The 22,874-nt window shown below is 36.8% G+C and carries 17 protein-coding genes; 6 read left to right on the top strand and 11 right to left on the bottom strand.

The window, feature by feature from the left end:
• Positions 1 to 109: 109 nt before the first annotated feature.
• Positions 110 to 352: a hypothetical protein gene (locus tag B154_RS0112220; RefSeq protein WP_018614538.1), complete on the bottom strand. Its 243-nt coding sequence runs from the start codon at positions 350 to 352 to the stop codon at positions 110 to 112.
• Positions 353 to 768: 416 nt separating this feature from the next.
• Between B154_RS0112220 and B154_RS0112225 the strand changes: the two genes are divergently transcribed.
• The gene (locus B154_RS0112225) at positions 769 to 3,234 is read left to right on the top strand and encodes an outer membrane beta-barrel family protein (protein WP_211217488.1); all 2,466 of its coding nucleotides are present in this window, start codon (positions 769 to 771) and stop codon (positions 3,232 to 3,234) included.
• Positions 3,235 to 3,411: 177 nt separating this feature from the next.
• Here B154_RS0112225 and B154_RS0112230 read toward each other — a convergent pair whose 3' ends face one another.
• The 6 genes from B154_RS0112230 to B154_RS33620 all read right to left on the bottom strand — a co-directional run bounded on the left by B154_RS0112230 (position 3,412) and on the right by B154_RS33620 (position 10,226).
• Positions 3,412 to 3,813 carry a hypothetical protein gene (locus tag B154_RS0112230; RefSeq protein WP_018614540.1) on the bottom strand — a complete coding sequence of 134 codons (402 nt, stop codon included), beginning with the start codon at positions 3,811 to 3,813 and terminating at the stop codon, positions 3,412 to 3,414.
• A 40-nt stretch (positions 3,814 to 3,853) separates the two neighbouring features.
• On the bottom strand, positions 3,854 to 4,915 hold the full coding sequence (locus B154_RS0112235) for an NAD(P)/FAD-dependent oxidoreductase (RefSeq protein WP_018614541.1): 1,062 nt from the start codon (positions 4,913 to 4,915) through the stop codon (positions 3,854 to 3,856).
• 187 nt (positions 4,916 to 5,102) lie between these two features.
• Complete coding sequence (gene sucD, locus B154_RS0112245) at positions 5,103 to 5,975, bottom strand: succinate--CoA ligase subunit alpha (protein WP_018614542.1); 873 nt, start codon at positions 5,973 to 5,975, stop codon at positions 5,103 to 5,105.
• Between the two features lie 348 nt (positions 5,976 to 6,323).
• Positions 6,324 to 7,109 (bottom strand): ABC transporter ATP-binding protein, encoded by a 786-nt coding sequence (locus tag B154_RS0112255; RefSeq protein ID WP_018614544.1) that lies wholly within the window; start codon positions 7,107 to 7,109, stop codon positions 6,324 to 6,326.
• A gap of 11 nt (positions 7,110 to 7,120) precedes the next feature.
• Positions 7,121 to 7,858 (bottom strand): MlaE family ABC transporter permease, encoded by a 738-nt coding sequence (locus B154_RS0112260; protein ID WP_018614545.1) that lies wholly within the window; start codon positions 7,856 to 7,858, stop codon positions 7,121 to 7,123.
• A 31-nt stretch (positions 7,859 to 7,889) separates the two neighbouring features.
• Complete coding sequence (locus tag B154_RS33620; RefSeq protein ID WP_018614546.1) at positions 7,890 to 10,226, bottom strand: NADP-dependent malic enzyme; 2,337 nt, start codon at positions 10,224 to 10,226, stop codon at positions 7,890 to 7,892.
• A 481-nt stretch (positions 10,227 to 10,707) separates the two neighbouring features.
• Here B154_RS33620 and B154_RS0112270 point away from each other — a divergent pair, with 481 nt between their 5' ends.
• Positions 10,708 to 11,532 (top strand): SGNH/GDSL hydrolase family protein, encoded by an 825-nt coding sequence (locus tag B154_RS0112270; RefSeq protein WP_018614548.1) that lies wholly within the window; start codon positions 10,708 to 10,710, stop codon positions 11,530 to 11,532.
• 126 nt (positions 11,533 to 11,658) lie between these two features.
• Here B154_RS0112270 and B154_RS0112275 read toward each other — a convergent pair whose 3' ends face one another.
• The 3 genes from B154_RS0112275 to B154_RS0112290 form a co-directional block, all read right to left on the bottom strand.
• Positions 11,659 to 12,693, bottom strand: coding sequence for an AI-2E family transporter (locus tag B154_RS0112275; RefSeq protein ID WP_018614549.1), 1,035 nt, complete (start codon positions 12,691 to 12,693; stop codon positions 11,659 to 11,661).
• A 413-nt stretch (positions 12,694 to 13,106) separates the two neighbouring features.
• Positions 13,107 to 14,513 carry a sensor histidine kinase gene (locus tag B154_RS0112285; protein ID WP_157580682.1) on the bottom strand — a complete coding sequence of 469 codons (1,407 nt, stop codon included), beginning with the start codon at positions 14,511 to 14,513 and terminating at the stop codon, positions 13,107 to 13,109.
• Positions 14,514 to 14,518: 5 nt separating this feature from the next.
• Positions 14,519 to 15,208: a response regulator gene (locus tag B154_RS0112290; RefSeq protein ID WP_018614552.1), complete on the bottom strand. Its 690-nt coding sequence runs from the start codon at positions 15,206 to 15,208 to the stop codon at positions 14,519 to 14,521.
• Positions 15,209 to 15,579: 371 nt separating this feature from the next.
• Here B154_RS0112290 and B154_RS0112300 point away from each other — a divergent pair, with 371 nt between their 5' ends.
• The 4 genes from B154_RS0112300 (at position 15,580) to B154_RS0112315 (ending at position 20,211) form a co-directional block, all read left to right on the top strand.
• Positions 15,580 to 15,816 carry a hypothetical protein gene (locus B154_RS0112300; protein WP_018614554.1) on the top strand — a complete coding sequence of 79 codons (237 nt, stop codon included), beginning with the start codon at positions 15,580 to 15,582 and terminating at the stop codon, positions 15,814 to 15,816.
• A gap of 237 nt (positions 15,817 to 16,053) precedes the next feature.
• On the top strand, positions 16,054 to 17,442 hold the full coding sequence (locus B154_RS30690; RefSeq protein ID WP_018614555.1) for a DUF6600 domain-containing protein: 1,389 nt from the start codon (positions 16,054 to 16,056) through the stop codon (positions 17,440 to 17,442).
• Positions 17,443 to 17,763: 321 nt separating this feature from the next.
• The gene (locus tag B154_RS0112310; RefSeq protein WP_018614556.1) at positions 17,764 to 18,819 is read left to right on the top strand and encodes an AI-2E family transporter; all 1,056 of its coding nucleotides are present in this window, start codon (positions 17,764 to 17,766) and stop codon (positions 18,817 to 18,819) included.
• Positions 18,820 to 18,966: 147 nt separating this feature from the next.
• A complete protein-coding gene (locus B154_RS0112315) occupies positions 18,967 to 20,211 on the top strand; it encodes a TCR/Tet family MFS transporter (protein ID WP_018614557.1) in 1,245 nt (414 codons plus the stop codon).
• A 148-nt stretch (positions 20,212 to 20,359) separates the two neighbouring features.
• Here B154_RS0112315 and B154_RS0112320 read toward each other — a convergent pair whose 3' ends face one another.
• A complete protein-coding gene (locus B154_RS0112320; protein WP_018614558.1) occupies positions 20,360 to 22,783 on the bottom strand; it encodes a T9SS type A sorting domain-containing protein in 2,424 nt (807 codons plus the stop codon).
• Between the last annotated feature and the right edge of the window lie 91 nt (positions 22,784 to 22,874).

A 22,874-nucleotide genomic window follows, 5' to 3' on the forward strand; every position in this document is an offset into this window, starting at 1 on the left:
ATTGTGCCCTGATTTCTGCTATTGGTGATTTATTTATTATTATAAAAAAAGCCACCATAATAATGGTAGCTAGTAAATTAAGCAATTAAAAAGGCTGAATAAAAGAAATTCAGTACTCACTCGGCTGTTTAACAGAATGAAGATGATCTGTTATCAATCTTCCCATTTCATTCGTTAGAAAAGTTTGAAGCTGAGTTTCAACTTCAACCCATTTTTCTGAACCGTCACTATTCTTTTTCAATTGAATCTGCTGAGGTTTATATGTTGCCTGTACAATGTAAGTATCATTATCCAACTTGGTAACGGCTACGGGGTGGCCATTGTACAAGACTGTAAACTGAGGATTATTCATGATAATTATTTTAAGGTATTTGGTAATAAAAGTCTTTAGTTACAATAAAAAGAAGCAAACATAGTTTTTGTCCTGCCTACAATTCTTCAACAATCATGCAGTCTTTTCCCTGTTTCAACACTGATAATGTCCTTCCATTAATATGTTAATTTTAATTAATAAGTATATTGTTGATATTAATCCGATAAGTTTCTTTATTCATTATATTAAATAACAAAAAAATATTTTACCCCTTTACAATAAATAGAAAATATAAGAGGCGGGTGTTTAAGATAAGTTTTTTATATCTAAAGCCTATAAAGGACTGAGGACTACTTTTATTTAAAATCCGTCTCTATCCGTTATTTTACCGCGACATAAAGAAATTTTTGTTTTTAGTTTTTCATTTAAAATAGCAAACAAGTTTTCTTCAAAACATGCTATTTTTATTGGTTTTTACTATGATAAATATATACCTGAAATTATTTTGTTGCAAGTCATATTTAATTCTTCTTTTCACTTTTATTTTCATCTCTTTTCAGGCGTCTACCCAAACGGCAGGAAGGGGAACTGTAAAAGGTAAAACGTCAGATTCTTTGTCGTCTGCACCTTTGAGTTTTGCAGGAATAAGGATATTTAAAAGTGAGGATAAAAAATTAGAGAATGAAAGTGTAGCTAACGAAGCCGGAGAATTTTCAGTTGAACTGAAGTATGGACGTTATTATGCCCAAATAGATTTTATGGGGTATAAATCATTCAAAACGGGTCATTTTACAGTTTCAAAGGAACATGCAACTCATCAGCTTGGAGTAATAAAATTGGTTCCTTCAACAAATACTTTAAAAGAAGTGGTTGTACAGGCAGAGAAGAGCTCAATGCAACTTTCGCTTGATAAAAAAATATTTAATGTTGGAAAGGATCTTGCCAATGCGGGCGGTTCGGCTTCAGATATTTTAACCAACATTCCATCAGTATCTGTTGATCCCGAAGGAAATGTAAAATTGCGGGGAAGTGACAATGTAAGGATTTTGGTTGACGGAAAACCGTCCGGTTTGGTAAGTTTTAAAGGTGGGAGCGGACTTCAACAACTGCAGGCCAGTATGATAGATAAGGTAGAAATAATAACAAATCCTTCGGCCCGGTATGAAGCAGAGGGAATGGCCGGAATAATCAATATTATTTTAAAAAAGGATAAAAGGCAAGGCTTTAATGGTTCTTTCGAATTGACATCAGGCTATCCAACCAATTTTGGCGGCGCTGCAAACCTCAATTATCGTCATAAAAAGATCAACTTTTTTATTAATTATGGAATTGCTTACAGAAGGCAGCCAGGTGTAGGTTCATTGTACCAGGAAGTATATGGTAAGGACACAACTTTTATTTTGAGGCAGAACAATAACGGTAAGCTTACCGGCTTTAATAATAATATCCGTGGAGGACTCGATTATTTTTTTAACGAGAACAGTATTCTTACAGCTTCCTATTTGTTTCGTCGCAGCGATGCTAAACGGATTACCGATATAAGATACCAGGACTATGTGAATAGTATCTCAAACTTAAGCAGCATTTCTACCAGGCGACAGGTTGAAGATGAAATAGAACCAAACTCAGAGTATGCAGTAAACTATAAAAGATCATTCGAGCAAAAAGGCCACGAATTGGTTGCTGAGGTAAAATATTTAGACAATTGGGAAAGCTCACGGCAGTTATTTACTCAGAATTTCTTTGCGCCAGACGGGTCAGAAAATTTTTCAAAAGCTATAGTGCAGAAATCGCCTAATGATGAATATGAAAAACAGTGGCTTTTCCAGGTGGACTACACAAAGCCAATTGGTAAAGAAGGAAAATTTGAAACGGGCCTGAGAAGTAGTTTTCGCAATATGGTAAATGATTATTTAGTTACAGAAAAAAATACTTCAGGGGATTTTGTTCCTCTTGCCGGTCTAGATAATATATTTCTGTATGACGAAAAAATAAATGCAGCTTATGGAATTCTTGGAAATAAAAGTAAAAAAGTATCTTACCAGGCAGGTTTACGTGCCGAATGGACAGACGTCAAAACTACACTTGAGGAAACACACCAGGTAAATCCCAGGAAGTATGTGAATCTCTTTCCAAGTGCACATTTCACTGTTGATCTTCCAAAGCAAAATGCGGTGCAGCTAAGTTATAGCCGACGGGTGAGAAGACCTGTTTATGACGATCTGAGCCCCTATATGACCTTTTCTGACAGTCGAAATTTTTTCAGCGGCAACCCTGATCTTAATCCTGAATTTAGCAACGTGTTTGAGATAGGGCATATCAAGTATTTTGATAAAGGTTCGTTTTCATCTTCTGTTTATTACCGGAGTACGAAGGGTAAGATCGATCGTATAAGAACGGTAAACGCAGAAGGTAATTCTGCTACCAGACCTGAAAATCTCTTATCAGAAAAAGCATTTGGTACTGAGTTTACCAGTGGCTATTCACCTTATAAATGGTGGAAACTCGATTTTAATTTTAATCTCTTTCATGCTGATATAGATGGAAGTAATATTATTAAAAGTTACAAGGCATCTACCTATAGTTGGTTTGCGAGGCAGACTTCCCGTTTCATGTTTCCCAGGAATTTTGACATGCAAATGAGAGGAAATTATGAAGCGCGTCAAAAAACTGCCCAGGGAACAAGAAAGGGGCTCTATTATATTGATCTTTCAATAAGTAAAGATGTTTTCAACGGCAATGGAACAGTAACTTTTAATGTGCTGGATGTATTTAACTCCCGCCGGATGCGGTACATTACAACAGGCCCTAATTTTTACACCGAAGGCGACTTCCAGTACAGGAGGCGACAAGTAAATCTTACTTTTAATTACCGCATAAGGCAATCAAAACAAGCTAAAAAGGCAGTTAGCGAAGAATAATTGTGAGGAGAAAAAACATTAAGTTTTTTAATTAATAAATTCTTAGAAAGTAAAGAATTAAGAAAATTTGAAGACTCATTAAATTCCTATTACCGCATCAACATTTTCAGACATTGAATTTGTTATACTCGGAAAGAGTTTTTTCATATAAAATTTAAAACACTAATAAAATAATTATCAGCTATTTTGTCTGATTAAAGCAACAGTTAACGCTTTGCTTTTTTCTTTCGGGCGAACAATCAGGTAGTAATAGCCAATTATGACAATTCCTATTGTAAATGGTATTATTGTGTAATATCTAAGACTATCGTTGTGTGAATAGAATTCTGTAAGCATCCAATAGGCGTTGGCAACAATCCAGAAATCAACAGCAAGGTTATGAAGCAATTCACTTTTGATATGCCTTGTCTGGTAAGTTATAAGTAAAGCCGCCGATATCGTTGGAATAATCATAATTAGTCCTAATGGTTTCCACAGCATTGCCCAGCTAAGATCTTTTAACAACCAAAATACAATATGAAGATTTTCTGTTTTTCTGTGTTTTGCCGGTATTGAATACATTTCTTCTTCAGAGCTCATTTTACATATTAATTGAATTTCAAAAATAGGGATAGAAGGTTTAATTCAATTTCCTTGATAGTATTTTTTCAAAGCGCTTTACATCTGCATCTGCATATATTGGTTTCCCTTCGGTTAAATGGGAAGTAAGTTGTTTAGCAAAAAACGGAGCGAGCGAGCATCCCTTGGTTCCCATGCCATTTAATATTCCTACAGTCGAAAATCTTGGATGTAAGCCAACAAAAGGTCTTCGTTCCATATTTGCAGGTCTTACAGATGCTATATGGTCCACAATTTCAAAAGGCACTTTTAACCAGTACTTAAGTTGACTTGCCACCCTCTCTCTATAGGCAGATGTAGGTTGTACATTAGCAAAGTTCCATTCGTATGATGAGCCTATCCAGAAAAGGTCATCTCTCCATGGCACTATACTTATTCCTTGTTTATAGATGTAATTTTGGGGAAGTCCAGGTATTTTTGCAATAATTGCTTCTCCCTTATTAGGGGCATAAGGCAGGTTTTTGAAAAAGGGATTATCAGTCCCTGCAACACCATCACAGAAAATGATCTTTTTTGCCGTAATATTTTTGTAAGTGATAAAGTCATTATTCACCAAACAATTATCCCAACTAAATTCTTCATTAATTAACACTTTTTCTGATGTTAATTTCTCTCTCCAACAGTCGAGCATAACATTTATATCTGCAAGCAGGCAGGGATTAATTTCGCCTATATCGAAGTGATAATTGAAATAACTTTTCCATTCAAAAGTTGCAGGTATATGCAGGTATTCACGCTCTTCACTCAAACGTTTGTCGAAGGCTTCTTTCATTTGCAGACTTGGGTGAAAGTCAAGTACGCTGCTTTTTTTTACCAGGTTTTTACCAAATTCATTTCCCAGTTCTGTATATGCTTTTAATGCAAAAGGCAGTAATTCTTCAATTCTCCATGTTCTCACAATTCGTCTTCCGGTAACAGGATTGATAACCCCACTTGCCACTTTACTTGCTGTAAAAGGGGTTGACTTATCTATTACAAATACTTTTTTTCCTGCTTGCAGTAAATAGTAGCTTAAAAAAGTGCCACTTAAGCCCTGGCCGATAATCAGGTAATCGATAGACATCAGGAATATTTGGAGATTAATATTACAATTTACTTTACACCTGCATTAGTTTTACAGGCTGTCATTTTTATTTTTAAGAATGTATTTTTTAATTGATGTGGAAGTGCACTTTAACTACTTTGTTATAATTAAAAAGACCTGCTTATTTGGAAAGCCAGGTCTTTTTAATATTTTTTATACGTTTATTTTATTTTTTTAACGCTTCAGCCATTGTTCTTCCAATATCTGCAGGGCTGTCAACTACATGAATTCCGCACTCTTTCATGATCTTCATTTTAGCAGCAGCTGTATCATCAGCACCACCAACTATTGCTCCTGCATGACCCATACGCCTGCCGGGAGGAGCCGTTTGACCTGCTATGAATCCCACTACCGGTTTGGTTCCGTTTTCTTTTACCCAACGTGCAGCTTCGGCTTCCATTCCGCCACCAATTTCACCAATCATTATTATGCCTTCTGTTTCAGCGTCATTCATCAGTAATTCTACTGCTTCTTTAGTGGTAGTGCCAATAATAGGGTCACCACCAATGCCAATGGCTGTAGATATACCTAACCCTGCTTTTACTGCCTGGTCAGCTGCTTCATATGTAAGTGTTCCTGATTTTGAAACAATCCCGATTCTTCCAGCCTTGAAAATAAAACCTGGCATAATGCCTACTTTAGCTTCGTCTGCGGTTATAACACCAGGGCAGTTGGGACCAATTAAGCGTGTTGATTTACAAAGCAGGTAATTTTTTACTTTAACCATATCCTGCACAGGAATACCTTCTGTAATACAAACAACTAAGGCAATTCCTGCATCTGCCGCTTCCATGATAGCGTCTGCTGCAAAAGCAGGCGGAACGAAAATGATACTTACATCAGCGCCGGTGTTTTGAACGGCTTCTGCAACGGTGTTAAATACAGGCCTGTCTAAATGGGTAGAGCCGCCTTTTCCCGGAGTAACTCCACCAACTACATTAGTTCCATACTCTATCATTTGTGAAGCATGAAAAGTTCCTTCTGTTCCGGTAAAACCCTGTACAATTATTTTAGAATTTTTATTAACTAATACACTCATAGCAAACAGTTGATGTAGTTTTTAATGTTGCGCAAAAATAGGATATAACAGTTATAAACAACATATTTAAATTTATAGCAAAGGAATAAATAATCTGCTTGTATAAATGAAACTTGTATTTAGTTTTACACTAAAGCAAGTACTTCGCTATGGGCTTTTGATGGCGGTAGCAATTGTTTATATGGATGGAAGAATCGTGAACGATGATTTTGCAATAAATGCTCAAGATCAAAATATATTTATTAGATACTTTGTGGTTGGATAAAAAATAGGAAATAGTAATAACTATGAAAAAAGTTTATGCGAAAGTTTGGGCAGTTTTACTAATCAACTTCTATAATTTAAACATTAAACTCCTGCTTTTTCTTTTTCCGCTTCCATCATACGCATCTGTTTTGCATCTTGTAAAAATTCGGAAGCAAATATAAACTGGTTTAATTTTTCGTCCTTGCTGTGTATGATGTCTTTGTTCGATCCTTCCCACTGTTTGTGCCCCTGGTAAATGTAGAAAATGTGATCCCCGATTTCCATTACGCTATTCATATCATGCGTAACTACCACTGTAGTTATATTATACTCAAGTGTCAGGTCCTTTATAAGTTTATCTATAACGAGTGAAGTTTGCGGATCAAGGCCTGAATTAGGTTCATCACAAAAAAGATATTTCGGATTAAGTACTATCGAACGGGCAATACCTACTCTTTTTTTCATTCCACCACTTATTTCAGATGGAAATTTTTTATTTGCACCTTCCATATTTACCCTTGCCAAAACTTCATTTACTTTTTTTATCTTGTCTTTATGCTTCAGGTCTGTAAACATATCAAGCGGAAACTTTATGTTTTGTTCTACAGTCATGCTGTCAAACAAAGCTGATCCCTGGAAGAGCATTCCTATTTGCTGACGCAATTCTTTTCTATCCTGTACTGAAAGCTCAGTCATGCTCTGACCGTCGTAAATAACGTGTCCCTCATCAGGGGTAAACAAACCAACTATACATTTCAATAAAACTGTTTTTCCGCTGCCGCTGGATCCTATAATAAGATTGCATTTACCCGTTTCCATAACCAGGCTTACATCGTTTAAAATAGTCTTTTCTCCGAAGCTTTTTTTTATGTGTTGTATCTCAATCATGCTTGTAAAATTTAAAGTAACAGGGCAGCAAGAGCATAGTCAGCGATAAGAACTAATATACAGCTAACTACAACAGAGGTAGTGCTGCTGCGTCCTATTTCCAGCGAACCTCCTGTTACATAATAACCATAATAGGCCGGAACACTGCTGACAATAAAAGCAAATGTATACGCTTTGCTTAAGGCAAAACCAACATTAAAAGGAGAAAAGTGAGTTCGTAAACCGATGTCAAAAATGTCTGCTGCAACAATATTTGAAAGATCTGCAGCAGTCCTTCCGCCCCAGATGCCCAGGAAAGCAGACAGAGTAATAAGACAGGGAATCATTAACAATGCAGCAGCGATCTTTGGTAAAACGAGATATGCTTTGGTATTGATGCCCATAATTTCCAGCGCATCAATTTGCTCACTTATGCGCATATTGCCCAACTCACTCGCTATTTTGCTTCCTACCACTCCTGCAAGTACGATGCTGACAACAGTAGGTGCAAGTTCCAGTATCATACTATCTCTCACCACTTGTCCAATAGTGCTCAGCGGAACCAGTGGACTTACTAACTGGTATGCGGTCTGAACAGTTGTAACAGCACCAAGAAACAGAGAAATTATAACAACGATCGGCAAAGAGCCTATGCCAATTTCAACACATTGGTGCATAAACTCTTTCCAGTAGATCTTTGGATTCTCCGGTCTTGTAAACATGCCCTTCAGCAACAGAAGATACTGTCCGAATTTTGTAAAAAATCTCATTGAGAATGGGTAACCTTGGTTTTAATTTTTTCTAAGATTTGTTGCGTTTCCACCAGCTGCTTTTGTTAATCTCTTTTTCTGTATCGTTTTTAGACTTCATTTGTGCATCTATTACAGCAATAACTGTCATATTTGTAATACTTCTTACACTGCTTCCAAGTTGCAACACATGAACCGGCTTTTTCAATCCTAACAAAATCGGGCCAATTATTTCTGCGCCACCAACTTCTTTCAGCAGGTTGTACGCAATATTGCCTGCAGCAAGATTTGGAAAAATCAGCGTATTAACCTCGTGATCAACAAGATCACTAAAAGGATAATTTTCTTTTAAAACTTCTTTATTAAAAGCCATACTAACCTGCATTTCTCCGTCCACTATAAGATCTGGCCTTCTTTGCTTTACAATTGCTGTTGCTGTAGCCATCAGCTCTGCCTCGGGAGAATTGCTGCTTCCAAAGTTTGAGTAACTGAGCATTGCAATACGAGGAGTGATGTTAAATTGTTTTACTTCTCCTGCCACCATTATAGCTATGTCTGCCACCTCTTCTGCTGTTGGATTAAAGTTTATGGTTGTATCTGCAAGAAACAGAGGGCCTTTTTTGGTTATGACAATGTACATTCCCGCTATTTTCTGTACCTGCTCATCTTTGCCGATTATTTGTAATGCCGGTCTTATGGTTTCGGGATAATTTTTTGAAAGTCCTGATATCATTGCGTCGGCATCGCCGGTTTCAACCATCATGCTTCCATAATAGTTGCGGTCCTTCATTATTTTTTTACTTTCATAATAGTTGTAGCCTTTTCTTTTTCTTTTCTCAAAAAATAATTTACTGTATTCGTTGCGTTTTGCTTCAGACTCTGGAGCCGACGGATCGATTATAGGAAAACCCGCTACATCTATATTGTTAGCTGCTGCTATAGCAGTAATATTTTTAACATCGCCTAATAAAATGGGATAAGCTACTCCTTCGTCAAAAACAATTTGTGCGGCTTTTAGAATTTTAATATTATCAGCATCTGCAAAAACCACCCTTTTAGGTTCTCTTCTTGCTTTTGCTCCTATCACCCTCAACAGCTGGTTATCCAGCCCTAATCGTCTATTAAGTTCTACGGCATAAGCACCCCAGTCATCAACAGGCTTTTGCGCCACTCCGCTTTCCATAGCTGCTTTTGCAACTGCCGGCGCCACCGTGATTAATAATCTTGGATCGAGCGGCTTGGGAATAATATAGTCAGGACCGAAAACGATTGTTTTTTCGTTGTAAGCCATATTTACAATATCGGGAACCGCTGACTTAGCCAATTCTGCCAGTGCCTTAACGGCTGCCAGTTTCATGGCTTCATTTATTTGAGTAGCTCTTACATCCAATGCTCCACGAAAAATGTAAGGAAAGCCAAGAACATTGTTTACCTGGTTGGGATAATCAGAACGACCTGTGGCCATAATAATATCTTTTCGTGCTTCTACAGCTATATTATATGGTATCTCAGGGTCGGGATTAGCCATGGCAAAAACAATGGGATTTTTTGCCATGCTTTTTATCATATCTGCCGTAAGTACGTTGCCTACGCTTAACCCAAGAAAAACATCTGCGTCTTTCATCGCTTTTTCCAGCGTCCAGTCGGTGCGGCTTACTGCAAATTTTTGTTTTTCCTCATCCAGGTCAGTGCGTCCTTTGTGCAGTACGCCGTCTTTATCAAACATGATGAAATTTTCATAACGGGCACCAAGCGATACGTATAATCTAACGCAAGCCATAGCAGCTGCTCCTGCTCCGTTTACTACAAATTCTACTTTTTCAATTTTTTTACGCTGTAACTCAAGCGCATTGAGCAGAGCAGCACTGCTTATGATAGCAGTACCATGCTGATCATCGTGCATTACCGGTATCTTGAGTCTTTCACGAAGCGATGTTTCAATTTCAAAACATTCCGGTGCTTTAATGTCCTCCAGGTTTATTCCACCGAAAGTAGGCTCAAGGGAAGCTACGATATCCACAAACTTTTTTGGGTCTTTTTCATTTATTTCTATATCAAAAACGTCTATGTCGGCAAATATTTTAAATAATACCCCTTTTCCCTCCATTACCGGTTTGCTCGCTTCGGGGCCAATGTCGCCAAGACCCAGCACGGCAGTGCCGTTTGTTATTACGGCTACAAGATTGCCTTTAGCTGTATATTTATATGCATCTTCTTTATTTGCAGCAATTTCTTTGCAAGGCTCTGCCACACCAGGGCTGTAAGCCAGAGAAAGGTCTCTTTGTGTTTTGGCTTCTTTAGTAGGCACTACTTCTATTTTTCCCGGCTTTCCTTCTGAGTGATATGCCAAAGCTTGATCACGCCTTACATTTTTTTGCATATTTTCCATAACTAAAGCAAATTACGACAATTGGCAGGAAGCCAGGTTTACTATTCTTTTATTAACCATACTTGTAAAATATTTTTTTAAGGCTTTATTACAATCGGAACGTTCGTTATTAAAAAAGATCAATATCTTTTTTGAGGTGAAATATCTTTTTACGACTGTTCGCATTTTCCAGGATTTTCTTCTAAGGAAAAAGCAATGATTTAAATGCTTGAAAAAGGTTCTAATTCTTTTTGGCTTGCATTCGAATTTAAACATAAAAAAATTCTCAATATTCATCTTAGACTTACTAGTTTTATAAATTTAAAAGTTATTATTTACTTGTTCGTTTAAAACCATACTCATCGGAAAGAAGAACGGTTAGTTCGCATCATATGACCAAAGATGTGTAGCCAGCCAGTGACACAGAATATGAAGTAAAATAAATAAAGGTTGCGGTAGCAAAATATGTAATCAATTAAAATCACATAGAAATAATACAACAATGAAAAAGCTTTTGGTAACGACTGCCCTTGTTTGTCTGATTTGTTCTTTTTCTTCAAAAGAAATTACATGGGTTGCCATTGGCGATTCCATTACTTATTTAAATGATCACAAAGACGAAACAGGGGATAGGGTTACAAAGGGATATATGACAAGGGTGGTAGAAAAACTAGGCAACATACATTACATCAACCAGGGGCATAACGGATGGACATCAGGCGGTATAGCTAATGATATTGAAAAACTAGGGTTGGTAAAAGCTGATGTATATTCTGTTTTTCTTGGTACGAATGATTGGTGGGGAGGGCGGCCAATAGGAAAATTCACAGATTATAAAAACAATACGGGTAATAGCACCTTGTACGGCTCTTACCGTATTATTATCAATAAACTTCGCAGCCTCAATAATGATGCTAAAATAATTCTTATTACGCCTATGCAGCGAGCAGATTTTGTTTATATAGCTGATATGAAAAACAATGCGTATGGTTCCTATAAAAAGAAAAATCAACAATCGCTTGCGCAGTTTGTAGATGCAATAAATACGATTGGAAAATATGAACATTTTGAAGTAGTGGACCTTTACAACAATAGCGGTATGACGCTCGATAAACTGGTAAAGTACAAACGATTAAAAGATCCTAAAACAGGTGCTTATAAAAATTACCGGTATCCGGCTTTTCTTGATGTTCCTTTTAACCCTGAAACGGATGATTATCCTTATCCTACCGATGCAATTGGAATGACTTATGATGGCCTTCATCCATCAGACAAAGGGAACGAAATCATTGCCAATATGCTCGTAAAAATTATGAAAAGATATTAATGAATATTAGTGGATATTTTAATCCGGTTATCATTATACAGCCAACCTGATTTATTGAAATGCCGGTAGAGGAAATTGCAGGCAGCAACAGTTTCAGAAAAGACGGTAGTTAGAATTGTTCAGGTACTATTGTCTTTTTAAATATAGTTCCTGCACTACTACCATAATTATAACCATCAATGGAGTTGCTAAAACAAGGCCCCATCCACCGGTAAGAGGTGATATTAAAAGTTGAGCAATTATAATAAGTGCCGGGGGAATATTAATGAGCCTTTTCTGAACCATAGGAGTAATGAAATTACTTTCTGCTACCTGTACTGCAATGTATAAACCTGCCACCAATGCAGCTGTTGAAGGGCCCTGCATCAGACCTACCAGTACTGCCGGAATCATTGCAATCAGGGGGCCGAAGTTGGGTATAAAATTTAATATTCCTGCTATTAATGCAAGTACAAGCCACATTGGTACTCCTAAGATAACAAGGCCAATGGCAGTCAAAATAAAAACAACAAACATGGCAAATATTTTTCCTTTCAGCCATTTCTTTAAATTATCGCCGATTTTATTTAAAACATTTTCTGCCTTTGGTTGCCCTTTTTTAGGTATAAGTTTTACAAATCCATTTTTATAAAGTTGCGGGGCAACTGTAAAAAAAATCCCTATAAATATTACTACATATACATCTCCAAATACCCCAAATGTGGTTTTGAAAAATGTTTGAATAACACCCTGTGCTTTTTTTTGGGCCTTTGGTGAGGATATTTTTTGTACAATTTTTTGACCTAAAGGATTTTGATTAAGTTGCTCTTTTGCATTTTGAACTGTGGAAGGAAGGGTATCACTTAACTCAGCGATTTGAGATTGAACTTTTGCGCCTATTAGCCAAAAAAGCAAAACGATAAGCAGTACGCTACCAAGAGTGGAAATGCTTAAACAAATGCCTTGCTTCCATTTTGTTTTGCGTTCTATCAAATCGCTTAACCCTCGGAAAAACAACGCGATCAAGGATCCGGCAAGTATTAGAAGTAATACGTTGAAGGTGGCTTTCAGAAATAAAAGAAGTACAGCAATTAACCCAAATATTCCGCCGGTTATCCATACCTTTTGAGGAAAAGTGTACTTGTGTTCAGATTTGGCCTGTAATGTTTCGTTTTGCTCCATAAATAAAGTTTTTGACACCTTTAGTACGCTTGATTCCTCTACCCCTTTTTACGTTGTATTGCTTTCTAGCCTAAAATATATTATTACCACGTTGGTTGAATTGCTACAATTTATTACTGTTTTTCTTGGCTACTTATATTGTCAGATGTTCTGCTGCTCTTATTAAAAACGTGACTGGTTATACTATCAACGCTGTCTTTAATTTCAATATTAACAGACATGATTGAATCATTTTGGAGAAGTAGCTTCCTGTTTTCATTTTTATAAGTCCTGTTTTGTACAAGCAGAAATGCAATAGTAAAAAGTAAAATGCAAACAGTTGAAATAACTAAAACCAAAAAAGACCTGCTTTTCATTCTGCCGATTTAAAAGGCAAGATGCATTATATAGATTAATAATTTGTGATAAATGGATTAGAATGTGGTTAGAATTTTATCTTTTGCGCAGTTTGCGGCAGGTAGATGAATGGTAAACAAACTTCCCTGCTCCGGCTGGGATACAACTCGTATTTCTCCGTTATGAAGTTTAATAATTCTCGAAGCCAATGATAAACCTAAACCAAATCCTTCCCTTATTCTATCATCATTTACCCGGTAAAAAGGCTGAAATATATGGGCAAGTTCAGCTTCGGGTATTCCAACGCCATTATCTTGTACCGAGATGACTATTTTTTCGTTTTGGATGCTCAACCTAACAATTGCTTCGCGGTTCGGAGAATATTTACAACTATTGATAACTATATTTTTGATTGCGGTAAACAATAATTCTTCGTTGCCAAATACCAGCAGTTTTTCCTGCTCCTCGGGCATATCATCAAATTCAAACAGAACAGAATAACCTCTATTTGTTTTTGCCATTTCATATGGAAGTCGAAACAGTACTTCATCTATTCTCACCAACGCTATTTCCAGGCCTCCAGCAGAACCAGAAGCTTTTGCAAATTCCAACAAGGTTTGCGTTAGTTTGCTCATATGCAACACGTCTTGCCAAACCGATTTCAATACCTTTCGATATTCATCTTCCGTTCTTTCACGCTGTAGGCAAACTTCTATCTGGCTTGAGACAGATGTCAACGGAGTAGAAAGTTCGTGTGACGCATTTGCAATAAAACGCTTCTGCAAATCGAAGCTTTCCTGTAAACGGTTTAACAACGAATTTAAAGTATCGGATAAATAAGCCCATTCGTCTTTCACTTTGCCGCTTTTTATGCGCCTCGACAAATTTTGAGCAGATATATCATTTACATCATCCGCAATTTTTTTAATAGGGTTTAGCAAACCTTTTGAAAAAAAGTAACCGCCGGTAAAAGCAACTAAAAGTCCCCCGCAAAAACTTACAAGTAAAATTTTTGATAAACGATACAGGTTTTGCCTGCCTTCCACATCCTCGCCTGCAGCAATCACAACCATGCGTGATTTATTATCTGCATAATGATAAGCAATAACCTCTTTTTTGCCTATTGTAAAGTATATTTCTCCTTTTATCCTTGCATTATTCAGCAACTCCTTATCTATCTGAAGAGAGTCTCCCCGACGACTGCTATATTCATATATTCTGTTGTTTTTATAATCGTAAGCTTCAATAATTTTATTTTGGTAAGCCATTGATGTTGCTGAATCAATACTTTTTATTAATTGATTAGAAAAAACATCAGATAAGCTAAGCAGCCTGCCAAAAGTAATAGCACGATTGGTAAGTCTTATCTTGACAGTATTAATTCTTGAAATATTAAAAAAATAATAAGCGGATAAACAAACTAAGCCTAAAATCACAAATACAAGCGAAGTAAAAAGCAGCGTAATTCTTATTCTTGCGGGCATTGTTTTCATTTTTCTTTTAAAATATATCCCATGCCTACCTGTGTTTGAATAAGTTTCTTCTCGAAAGGTTTATCTACCTTGTTTCGCACGTAGTTGATATACACATCAATTACATTGGTATTAGTGTCAAAATCTATATCCCATACATTTATGGCAATATCAGCACGCGAAACCAACCTGTTTTTATTGCGCAGCAGATATTCAAGCAGTTGAAATTCTTTTGACGTTAAATTAATTATGGTATCACCGCGTTTTACTTCTTTGGTGTCAAGGTTCATTTCTAAATCAGACGCTTTTAAAATAGTTCCAACCGGCACATTTTGATTCATAGTACGCTTTAGCAGAACTCTTATTTTCATCAACAGCTCTTTAAACTCAAACGGTTTTACGATGTAATCGTCTGCACCCGCGTCGTAGCCTTCTATTTTATTATCTAAAGTATTAAGGGCAGTTAGCATTATAACAGGTATGTAAGTGTTTTGCGATCTGACTATTTTACAAAACTCATAACCATTGATACCAGGCAGGTTTATGTCGAGAATAATGAGATTGTAGCTGTGCGATTGAAAAAGTTTGTACCCAATATTTCCGTCATAGGCAGCTTCTGCATAAAAACCATTTTCTGATAAACCTAATTGTAAAGTATCAGCAATCTTTTTTTCGTCTTCTACAATCAATATTTTTCTCTCTTCCATACCTGGGCTTTATCTGTTCACAAATATAACTTTTACGCTTAAATACTTATTTCTAATCACATTCTAATCTGTTACTTACCACTTGCTGATAATAGTAGGGTAATTTTGCTTATTGCAAAAAATTATTTTGACGCTGTTAGGAAAAAATAATTCACATCTTTTTGTGTTTTTTCATTGTTTTTGATTTTTTCATAAGGAAAAAGCCCTTGCTTCTGCAGGGGCTTTTTAAAACAAAATGAAAAAAGCAATTTTTCGTAAACAAATGTAGAAAGCTTATTAATAGCAAGGGATTAGAATGTAATTAGAATTAAAGAGTTTGAAGATAACCGCCTTCTTTCTTATAATTTTCTTAATTAAAAGAAATAAACAGCATGCATTATCAAGACGAAACCATAGATGATATTTTAGAAACATTACTTTTCTCCAATTCCGAAATCAGAAGGTTTTTAATGGAGAAAAATATTGAAGAAATAAAAATTATATTAAGTGAATATGAGTCAAAAGATTTACATACCCTTTGTGAAGCAGCGATTAAATATGAAGAGTACGAGATATGTTGTGCGGTAAGAGATATTATACAAGAAAGAAACAATAGAAGTGTTAGGTGATCCCATTTGTAAAAAATGATTAAAAAATAACTGAAGGCCCTACAAGCTGTAAAACTGTATGGGAAAACCAAATAAAAGCCGGTCTTTTATCAATTTTAATAATAGGCTATTATAAATCAAAAGTTTATAAATTTATATAAGAATTTCTTAAAAAGAGGTTTAAGGAGATAATAAAGAGATTATTGGATACTCTTTTGCATTGAAATAGGCATCGATAATAAGTTTAATTCTTACAATATGAAATATTTTATAAACGCTTTTATAATTGTTTCTTTCTCTATGGCAGGCTGTTACTCACCCGGCCAGGTTTCTCAGAGTGACAATTATAACTATTCCGACAACTATAGCAATTCTGACGTCAGTTACCAAACTTTTTATAACCAGCTACAGCCTTATGGCAACTGGATCAATTATCCTGATTATGGTTATGTTTGGCAACCCAATGCGCGTGAAGGATTCAGGCCTTACGAAACAGGCGGACACTGGGTGTCAACTGTTGATGGATGGGCATGGGCTTCCGATTATAACTGGGGTTGGGCACCTTTTCATTACGGACGTTGGTTTTTTGATCAATCAATAGGATGGGCATGGGTGCCAGGATACGAATGGGCTCCGGCATGGGTGACATGGGGGCAATATAATGATTATTATGCGTGGGCTCCTTTAGCTCCTGGAATTAATATAAGTGTTGGTAATACGTGGCGGGCTCCGGGCAACTATTGGTCTTTTGTGCCTCGTAACTGTATCAATTATTCCAATTTAAACAGGTACGCTTCGTATGGTAATTATAGCACTAATGTCAACAACATAACTATCATAAACAACTATAACAGTTATAATCAAAAAGATTATTATCATAGAGGGCCTGATTACCAGGACGTGGAACAATTCACTCATCAACAAATTACTCCTGTCGCCATTGCATCCACTAATAAACCCGGGTTATCGCGGGTAGTAAACAGGCAGTTGCAGATATACAGACCAATTAAAGTAGCAAATGTAGTAAACAATAATACATCAACCAGGGATATTAAATTGCCAAACAATACAAGAACTTACCAGGACGCTGTTAACGGTAATGATCATCCTGAAACAAGTATAAATGGCAATACGAACAGGAACGTAAGAAACCCGAACTTAAGTAATCTTCCCACAAGAAGCAGGGTAGATGGGCGTACAAATGACGTAAATAGTGGAAATTCAAATGTTACCCCTCAAGATATTGATAATACCAACAGGCAGTTGCAACAACAGCAAATGGAAAATGTCAGAAGAATGAGAACACAGACGATGTCAAATAATCGTAGTGAGTCGCCACAACTTTCAGCTCCATCTCAACAATCGCCGCAAAATAATCAGCAGCAAAGTCAGCAAAAGATAATAAGGCGACCAGATATGCCAAATTATCCTCCTGCCGGTAATGTACCACCATCACGACCCCAACCCCGGTTGCAGGATGAACGCATAATGCAAAGACCGCCTTTACCTCAACAAAGTGAAAGAATTATGAGACCACCCCAGGCGCCAAATATGCCTCAAAGAATGGAAAACAGGGAGCCTAACCCGGTAAGAAATACGCAAAGTGAAAGACGGCCAAATATGATGCAAAGGCCACAGCGGTTTTAATTGCTAAGAGCAGCAAGAGGAATTGAAAGCGTTAGCTCCTGTATCTGTTCCCTAACAAATTTTTTTAAAGCCTTTACTTCAGTTGTAAATATTTTGAAGTAAAGGCTTTTTTTTCCTATAATAAAAGAACATACAAATCTTTATTTAACAGCAAATAAAAAATACCACGCTTATTTTAAACTTTTACGGCTATTTGTTTGTCTGCTCAGAAGTTATGCTTACGAAATATTTTGTATTAGTTCAAGCAGGCAACAAAAAAAGAGTAACTTCATTTATTGCTTAAATGCTTAACAAAAGCAGTTAAAACTAATAGAAATAAAAATGAACGAACAATCACCGGAGGCGGATGATACATCATTAGGCTTTCAAAAAAAGGTGTGGATCGTTTGTAGTATCACTGCGTTGTTCGTCGCTTTAATATGGTTTTTTAAGGTTACGTTTAGTGTGTTTTTACTTATTCTCGCCGGAGCCTTAATCGCCTTGTTCTTTCACGGATTTGCCGAATGGATTCAAAGAAAGCTACTAATATCACAAAAAGCATCTTTAATAACATCCGTTATTTTAACATTTGTAATAATTATATTGCTGTTTTGGTTTATGGGCGCCACGATTCAACAACAAATCACCGAATTAGCTAAAACGTTGCCCTCAACTGTTAACACTGCAAAACGACAATTGGAGAATACGACTTTAGGTAAAAAATTTCTGGAAAGAACATCTTCAGATGAAGTTTCTAATGAAGTTTATGCATTTTTCAGCAGGTTTTTCAACAGTACTTTTGGTGTATTTACAGATATTTATGTGGTTTTGTTTTTGGGTCTTTTCTTTACAGCTGCCCCGAAAACTTATTTAAATGGCTTCATGTTATTGATACCTTTTAAGGCCAAATCAAAGACAAAGTACACTCTCGAAAAAATAGGTTTTACTTTAACGAAATGGTTAAAAGGACAAATTTTAGCGATGGTGGCAATTGCCTTGCTAAAAGGAATTGCGCTTGAAATTTTAGGAGTGCCTATGGCAATTGCTCTGGCATTGATAGCGGGAGTTTTAAACTTTATCCCCAATTTCGGACCTTTAATTTCAATGGTTCCTGCAATACTGATCGCCTTAACCCAAAGCATCAATAAGGCAATTGTGGTAGCTGTAGTCTATCTGCTTCTCCAGATTTTTGAAGGAAATGTTATAACGCCTTCTATACAACAAAAGCTCATTAAAATGCCTGCAGCTCTTATTATCATTGCTCAACTGTTTATGGGCCTTATATCAGGTGGATGGGGGTTAATATTAGCAACGCCTTTAGTTGCTATAGTAATGGTGATAGTGGAAGAAACTTATGTGAAAAAGATCAATAGTCGTATGACAAAAATGCACAAGTAGTTTTTTTAATGATTTGGTTTTGTCTAAATATTTATCAATTAAGCATCATTTTACTTAGTATCAATTTTTATTGGAATAAAAAGCGGATTTGTTTTGTTGGTCCAAAAATCGACAACTTTGCGCATAAAATTTTCAATACTAACTTTTATGGCTGTATCTACAAAAGCCGCAATTGGTTTCATTTTCATTACCCTTCTAATTGATGTAACTGGCTTTGGTTTAATCATTCCTGTTTTTCCAAAACTGATAGAGCAACTTATACACGGAGGCATAAGTGACGCCAGCAGATGGGGTGGCTGGCTAACATTTGCCTACGCCTTTATGCAATTTTTGTTTGCACCTGTTTTAGGTAATCTTAGTGATAAATATGGACGCCGGCCTGTTTTGCTTTTTTCTCTTGCTGGTTTTGGTATCGACTATATTCTTTTATCAATCGCTCCAACTATTGGGTGGCTTTTTTTAGGGCGAGTAATTGCTGGTATTACTGGCGCAAGTTTTACGACTGCAACAGCTTATATCGCAGATATCAGTACCGACGAAAACAGGGCACAAAATTTTGGAATGATAGGTGCAGCGTTTGGTCTCGGTTTTATTATAGGCCCTGTGGTTGGCGGAGTGTTGGGGCAATATGGAGCGAGACTACCTTTTGTAGTAGCTGCAGTATTAGCATTACTAAATGCTTTATATGGATATTTTATTTTGCCTGAGTCATTAAGTAAAGAGAACCGGAGACCCTTTAGCTGGAAACGGGCAAACCCGCTTGGTTCATTATTGCAGTTAAAGAAATATCCCTCCTTGGGCGGATTGATTGGCTCTTTGGTATTGGTTTATATTGCGGCCCATGCAGTACAAAGCACCTGGACATTCATAAACATAGAAAAGTTTCAATGGTCTGAGTCCATGATCGGTTATTCACTTGGTATGGTTGGGTTATTGGTAGCTATAGTGCAGGGAGGATTGATGCGTTTTATCAACCCAAAGTTGGGAAATGAAAAAAGTGTCTATGTAGGATTAACCTTGTATGCACTGGGCTTGTTACTTTTTGCCTTTGCCTCCCAAACTTGGATGATGTTTGTCTTTCTGATACCATATTGTCTTGGCGGCATAGCTGGCCCTGCGTTGCAAAGTATTATATCGGGGCAGGTCCCTTCCAACGAACAGGGTGAATTGCAGGGCGCATTAACCAGTTTAATGAGTGTGACATCAATTGTTGGTCCTTTGGTTATGACCAATCTCTTCGCCTATTTTACTAAAACCAACGCACCTGTTCATTTTGCAGGAGCGCCTTTTTTATTAGGTGCGGTACTAATGGCGGGTAGTGCAATTATATCTTATTATACTTTGCATGCAAGAAAAGTGGTAAAGGCGCAAAGTGTATTAGTTAAAAAATGACTTCGTTTTGCGCCGTAGTTTCGTTCTTTACACTTCACCTAATAACGCAATATTAAGATTGAAGCATATAAAACAAATATAAAGAGGTTGTCCCTTGGACAACCTCTTTAAGTACATATCTTATCCAAATTCTTTTAAGGGGGAACACTTATTGTTTCACTATTTTTTGAGTTGCTATCAAAACATTGTCGGCGTTATATACAACCGCTATATATGTGCCTTTAGTAAATTGCTGAGTTGGCAAGACAACCTGGTTATTCCCTTTTGAAAAGCCATAAGTCTTTTCAAAAACCTGCTTTCCATTTATGTCTACTAAAACGATTTTTGCTATGTGCTCTTTTGCAGCATCTATTTGCAGTGTAACATTATCGGTTGTTGGATTGGGATATACCTCACTTCCTGTAATATAACTTTTTGCTATTTTATCTGCCAGAGCTTTTTGCACTGCAGAATTGTTTCCTGAAGTTATTGTAGGAGTACCTGTAGTAATGGTATAACTTGTAACTACAAGTTGTCCGTCAGGATTTGTAATTATGAGTAGGTATTGTCCCCCAGGCTTATTTTTAATATTAAGCCTGAAAGAGATCTTTGTAGGGCTTATAAACTTTATGTTGCTTACAATTATACTTCCTGTTGATTTTATAGAAAGCCGGTTGTAACCAGGACCGCCTTCATCTTTTCCGGGATCAAAAAATCCGGAATTATCCACGGATGTACCTTCAAGCGTTATAGTAGTATCGGCTTTATTGGATACCATTCCAACGGGTGCAGGAGTTGCAGGTGGGGGCGCTTTAAATTGCACTGCACGAACACCATAGCTATCATCTACATTAGCATATTCCTGGAAAGTCCAGATGGTTTGATCATCTAAGGGGTCTACTACAGTTTGACTAAAATCGCCCCATCTTCCAACATAATTTCTGTTGCCTAACCGATCGAGAATATATGGAGCGTAGATAGCGGTAGTATTTGTAACTTTTACCGGAGCTCTCGTTTTTCCTGATTCATCTCCTAAATATCGCCCTGCTGCAAATACGTTTATGTATTGATTATAAGCATCTGTGGTACCACCTACAATAGAATGACCCTGTCCACTTGCTGCGACACTAGGATTAAAATATTGTACCGCTCTTCGACCGCTAGCTTGAGAGTCATCGTAAATAGTGCCCGATTGCAGTAAACCCGGTTTTGTATAAATATTGCCTATTTTATACCATCTCGAGCCCGTTCTGGCTTCCCTTACAAAGTCACTGTCATTACCATTAATAAATTTCCCTGATTTATTTACCCCAATAGCATGTGCGGTCCATAAGCTGCTGTTTCCCGTAAGTTTATTTTTATAAATAGCGGCAGCAAACAAACGACCATCTAATGGGTCAATCGCTGTCAGGCCGCCGGGAGAACTATTATCTCGGGGAGCGTTAAATGCTTGGGTCCTTACAGTGGTTTCTGATGCAAGCTTTGGTTTGTTTTTTTTGTCATATTCTATATTGGCTATTACCAGTCCATCGTAATCTGCATTTAAACCTATGAAAAAGCTTTTTTTAGAACCAGGGTCATTATTATGTACTGCTTGCGGTACAATTGCTCCCGTTACAGATCCTGTTGACCTGTCTATGTTCCCTAATTCAAATGGATATACCGTTAGTTTACCTTTAATTAATTTTTCTTTGTCGATTACATAACCTGCGAACATGATAGAATCATACCCAAACTGGTTTCCACCAATTAAAACAGAATGTTTGTCAACGCCCAGCATCGGAAAGTCAAGAAAGGGTGCATAAGGAGCATCTTTATTATATGGAAATAGTGACGAGTTAAATGAGTAATAAGTAAAACTGGATGCACCGGTAACTTTATCTCCATCACTTATTGCCAAAAATATCAGGTTGTTTTCAAATGAAGAGTTATATTCAATTGCAGCAACAAACCAGCGTTTACTTAGTCGATCGTATCTTATATGGGGATCAGAAATCGAACTTCCTAGAGGTAATACCGGTGAAAAGAATTGATCTAATGTAAGGAAAAGCGTTGAAGCGGCTATCTTCCTGGAATAGCCATTAGGAGTAACAATCGGAACGTCGGTAACAGCAGGTTTGTCAAACACTTTAATACCTAAATTAGTAGCTACAATTACCTGGGAAGCACCAACATCTCCATTGGGATCAGGTGGCCATCCCACAGGATGTTCGTAGAAATCAGTGCTTAGAAAATTAGACCATATTTGCTGAGTCGTAACAGAGCTAACTGCGGAAGAATGATCTTTTAAAGCCCTTTTAGCATCTTCGTCTTCTCCTTCCCTTTGCGGTTCTGTGCTTCCTATAATATGACCATCTTTATTTGGTTTTGAGAAGTTTGGAAACTTGTTCAAACGAAATTTTAAGGGACTGATACTAGTTGAATCGAGTGCTTTTTTTGCCTTCGCTTTTACTGCCTGCAGCTCTGATACTTTCTTTTTAATTCCTGTTTGTCCAAAATAAGGTTTTGATTCTTTTCCCTCATATGATTGAGCCACAGAAAAAAGTGATACCAGTAAGAAGGCTGACACCAATAAATATAGTTTTTGCTTCATAAGTAAAAGATTAAATTAATTAAATTTTAACTTAATATTAAACATTATAATCCATAATTGCAATACCGGTAGCTGTGATAAAAGAAGTTTC

Origin of the sequence: Segetibacter koreensis DSM 18137 (genome assembly GCF_000374045.1) — a bacterium.
GTDB classification, from domain to species: domain Bacteria; phylum Bacteroidota; class Bacteroidia; order Chitinophagales; family Chitinophagaceae; genus Segetibacter; species Segetibacter koreensis.

Bases quoted from the DNA above. Each gene is read 5' to 3' on its own strand.
- B154_RS0112220 (WP_018614538.1), bottom strand. From the start codon at position 352: ATGAATAATCCTCAGTTTACAGTCTTGTACAATGGCCACCCCGTAGCC.
- B154_RS0112225 (WP_211217488.1), top strand. From the start codon at position 769: ATGCTATTTTTATTGGTTTTTACTATGATAAATATATACCTGAAATTA.
- B154_RS0112230 (WP_018614540.1), bottom strand. From the start codon at position 3,813: ATGAGCTCTGAAGAAGAAATGTATTCAATACCGGCAAAACACAGAAAA.
- B154_RS0112235 (WP_018614541.1), bottom strand. From the start codon at position 4,915: ATGTCTATCGATTACCTGATTATCGGCCAGGGCTTAAGTGGCACTTTT.
- sucD (WP_018614542.1), bottom strand. From the start codon at position 5,975: ATGAGTGTATTAGTTAATAAAAATTCTAAAATAATTGTACAGGGTTTT.
- B154_RS0112255 (WP_018614544.1), bottom strand. From the start codon at position 7,109: ATGATTGAGATACAACACATAAAAAAAAGCTTCGGAGAAAAGACTATT.
- B154_RS0112260 (WP_018614545.1), bottom strand. From the start codon at position 7,858: ATGAGATTTTTTACAAAATTCGGACAGTATCTTCTGTTGCTGAAGGGC.
- B154_RS33620 (WP_018614546.1), bottom strand. From the start codon at position 10,226: ATGGAAAATATGCAAAAAAATGTAAGGCGTGATCAAGCTTTGGCATAT.
- B154_RS0112270 (WP_018614548.1), top strand. From the start codon at position 10,708: ATGAAAAAGCTTTTGGTAACGACTGCCCTTGTTTGTCTGATTTGTTCT.
- B154_RS0112275 (WP_018614549.1), bottom strand. From the start codon at position 12,693: ATGGAGCAAAACGAAACATTACAGGCCAAATCTGAACACAAGTACACT.
- B154_RS0112285 (WP_157580682.1), bottom strand. From the start codon at position 14,513: ATGCCCGCAAGAATAAGAATTACGCTGCTTTTTACTTCGCTTGTATTT.
- B154_RS0112290 (WP_018614552.1), bottom strand. From the start codon at position 15,208: ATGGAAGAGAGAAAAATATTGATTGTAGAAGACGAAAAAAAGATTGCT.
- B154_RS0112300 (WP_018614554.1), top strand. From the start codon at position 15,580: ATGCATTATCAAGACGAAACCATAGATGATATTTTAGAAACATTACTT.
- B154_RS30690 (WP_018614555.1), top strand. From the start codon at position 16,054: ATGAAATATTTTATAAACGCTTTTATAATTGTTTCTTTCTCTATGGCA.
- B154_RS0112310 (WP_018614556.1), top strand. From the start codon at position 17,764: ATGAACGAACAATCACCGGAGGCGGATGATACATCATTAGGCTTTCAA.
- B154_RS0112315 (WP_018614557.1), top strand. From the start codon at position 18,967: ATGGCTGTATCTACAAAAGCCGCAATTGGTTTCATTTTCATTACCCTT.
- B154_RS0112320 (WP_018614558.1), bottom strand. From the start codon at position 22,783: ATGAAGCAAAAACTATATTTATTGGTGTCAGCCTTCTTACTGGTATCA.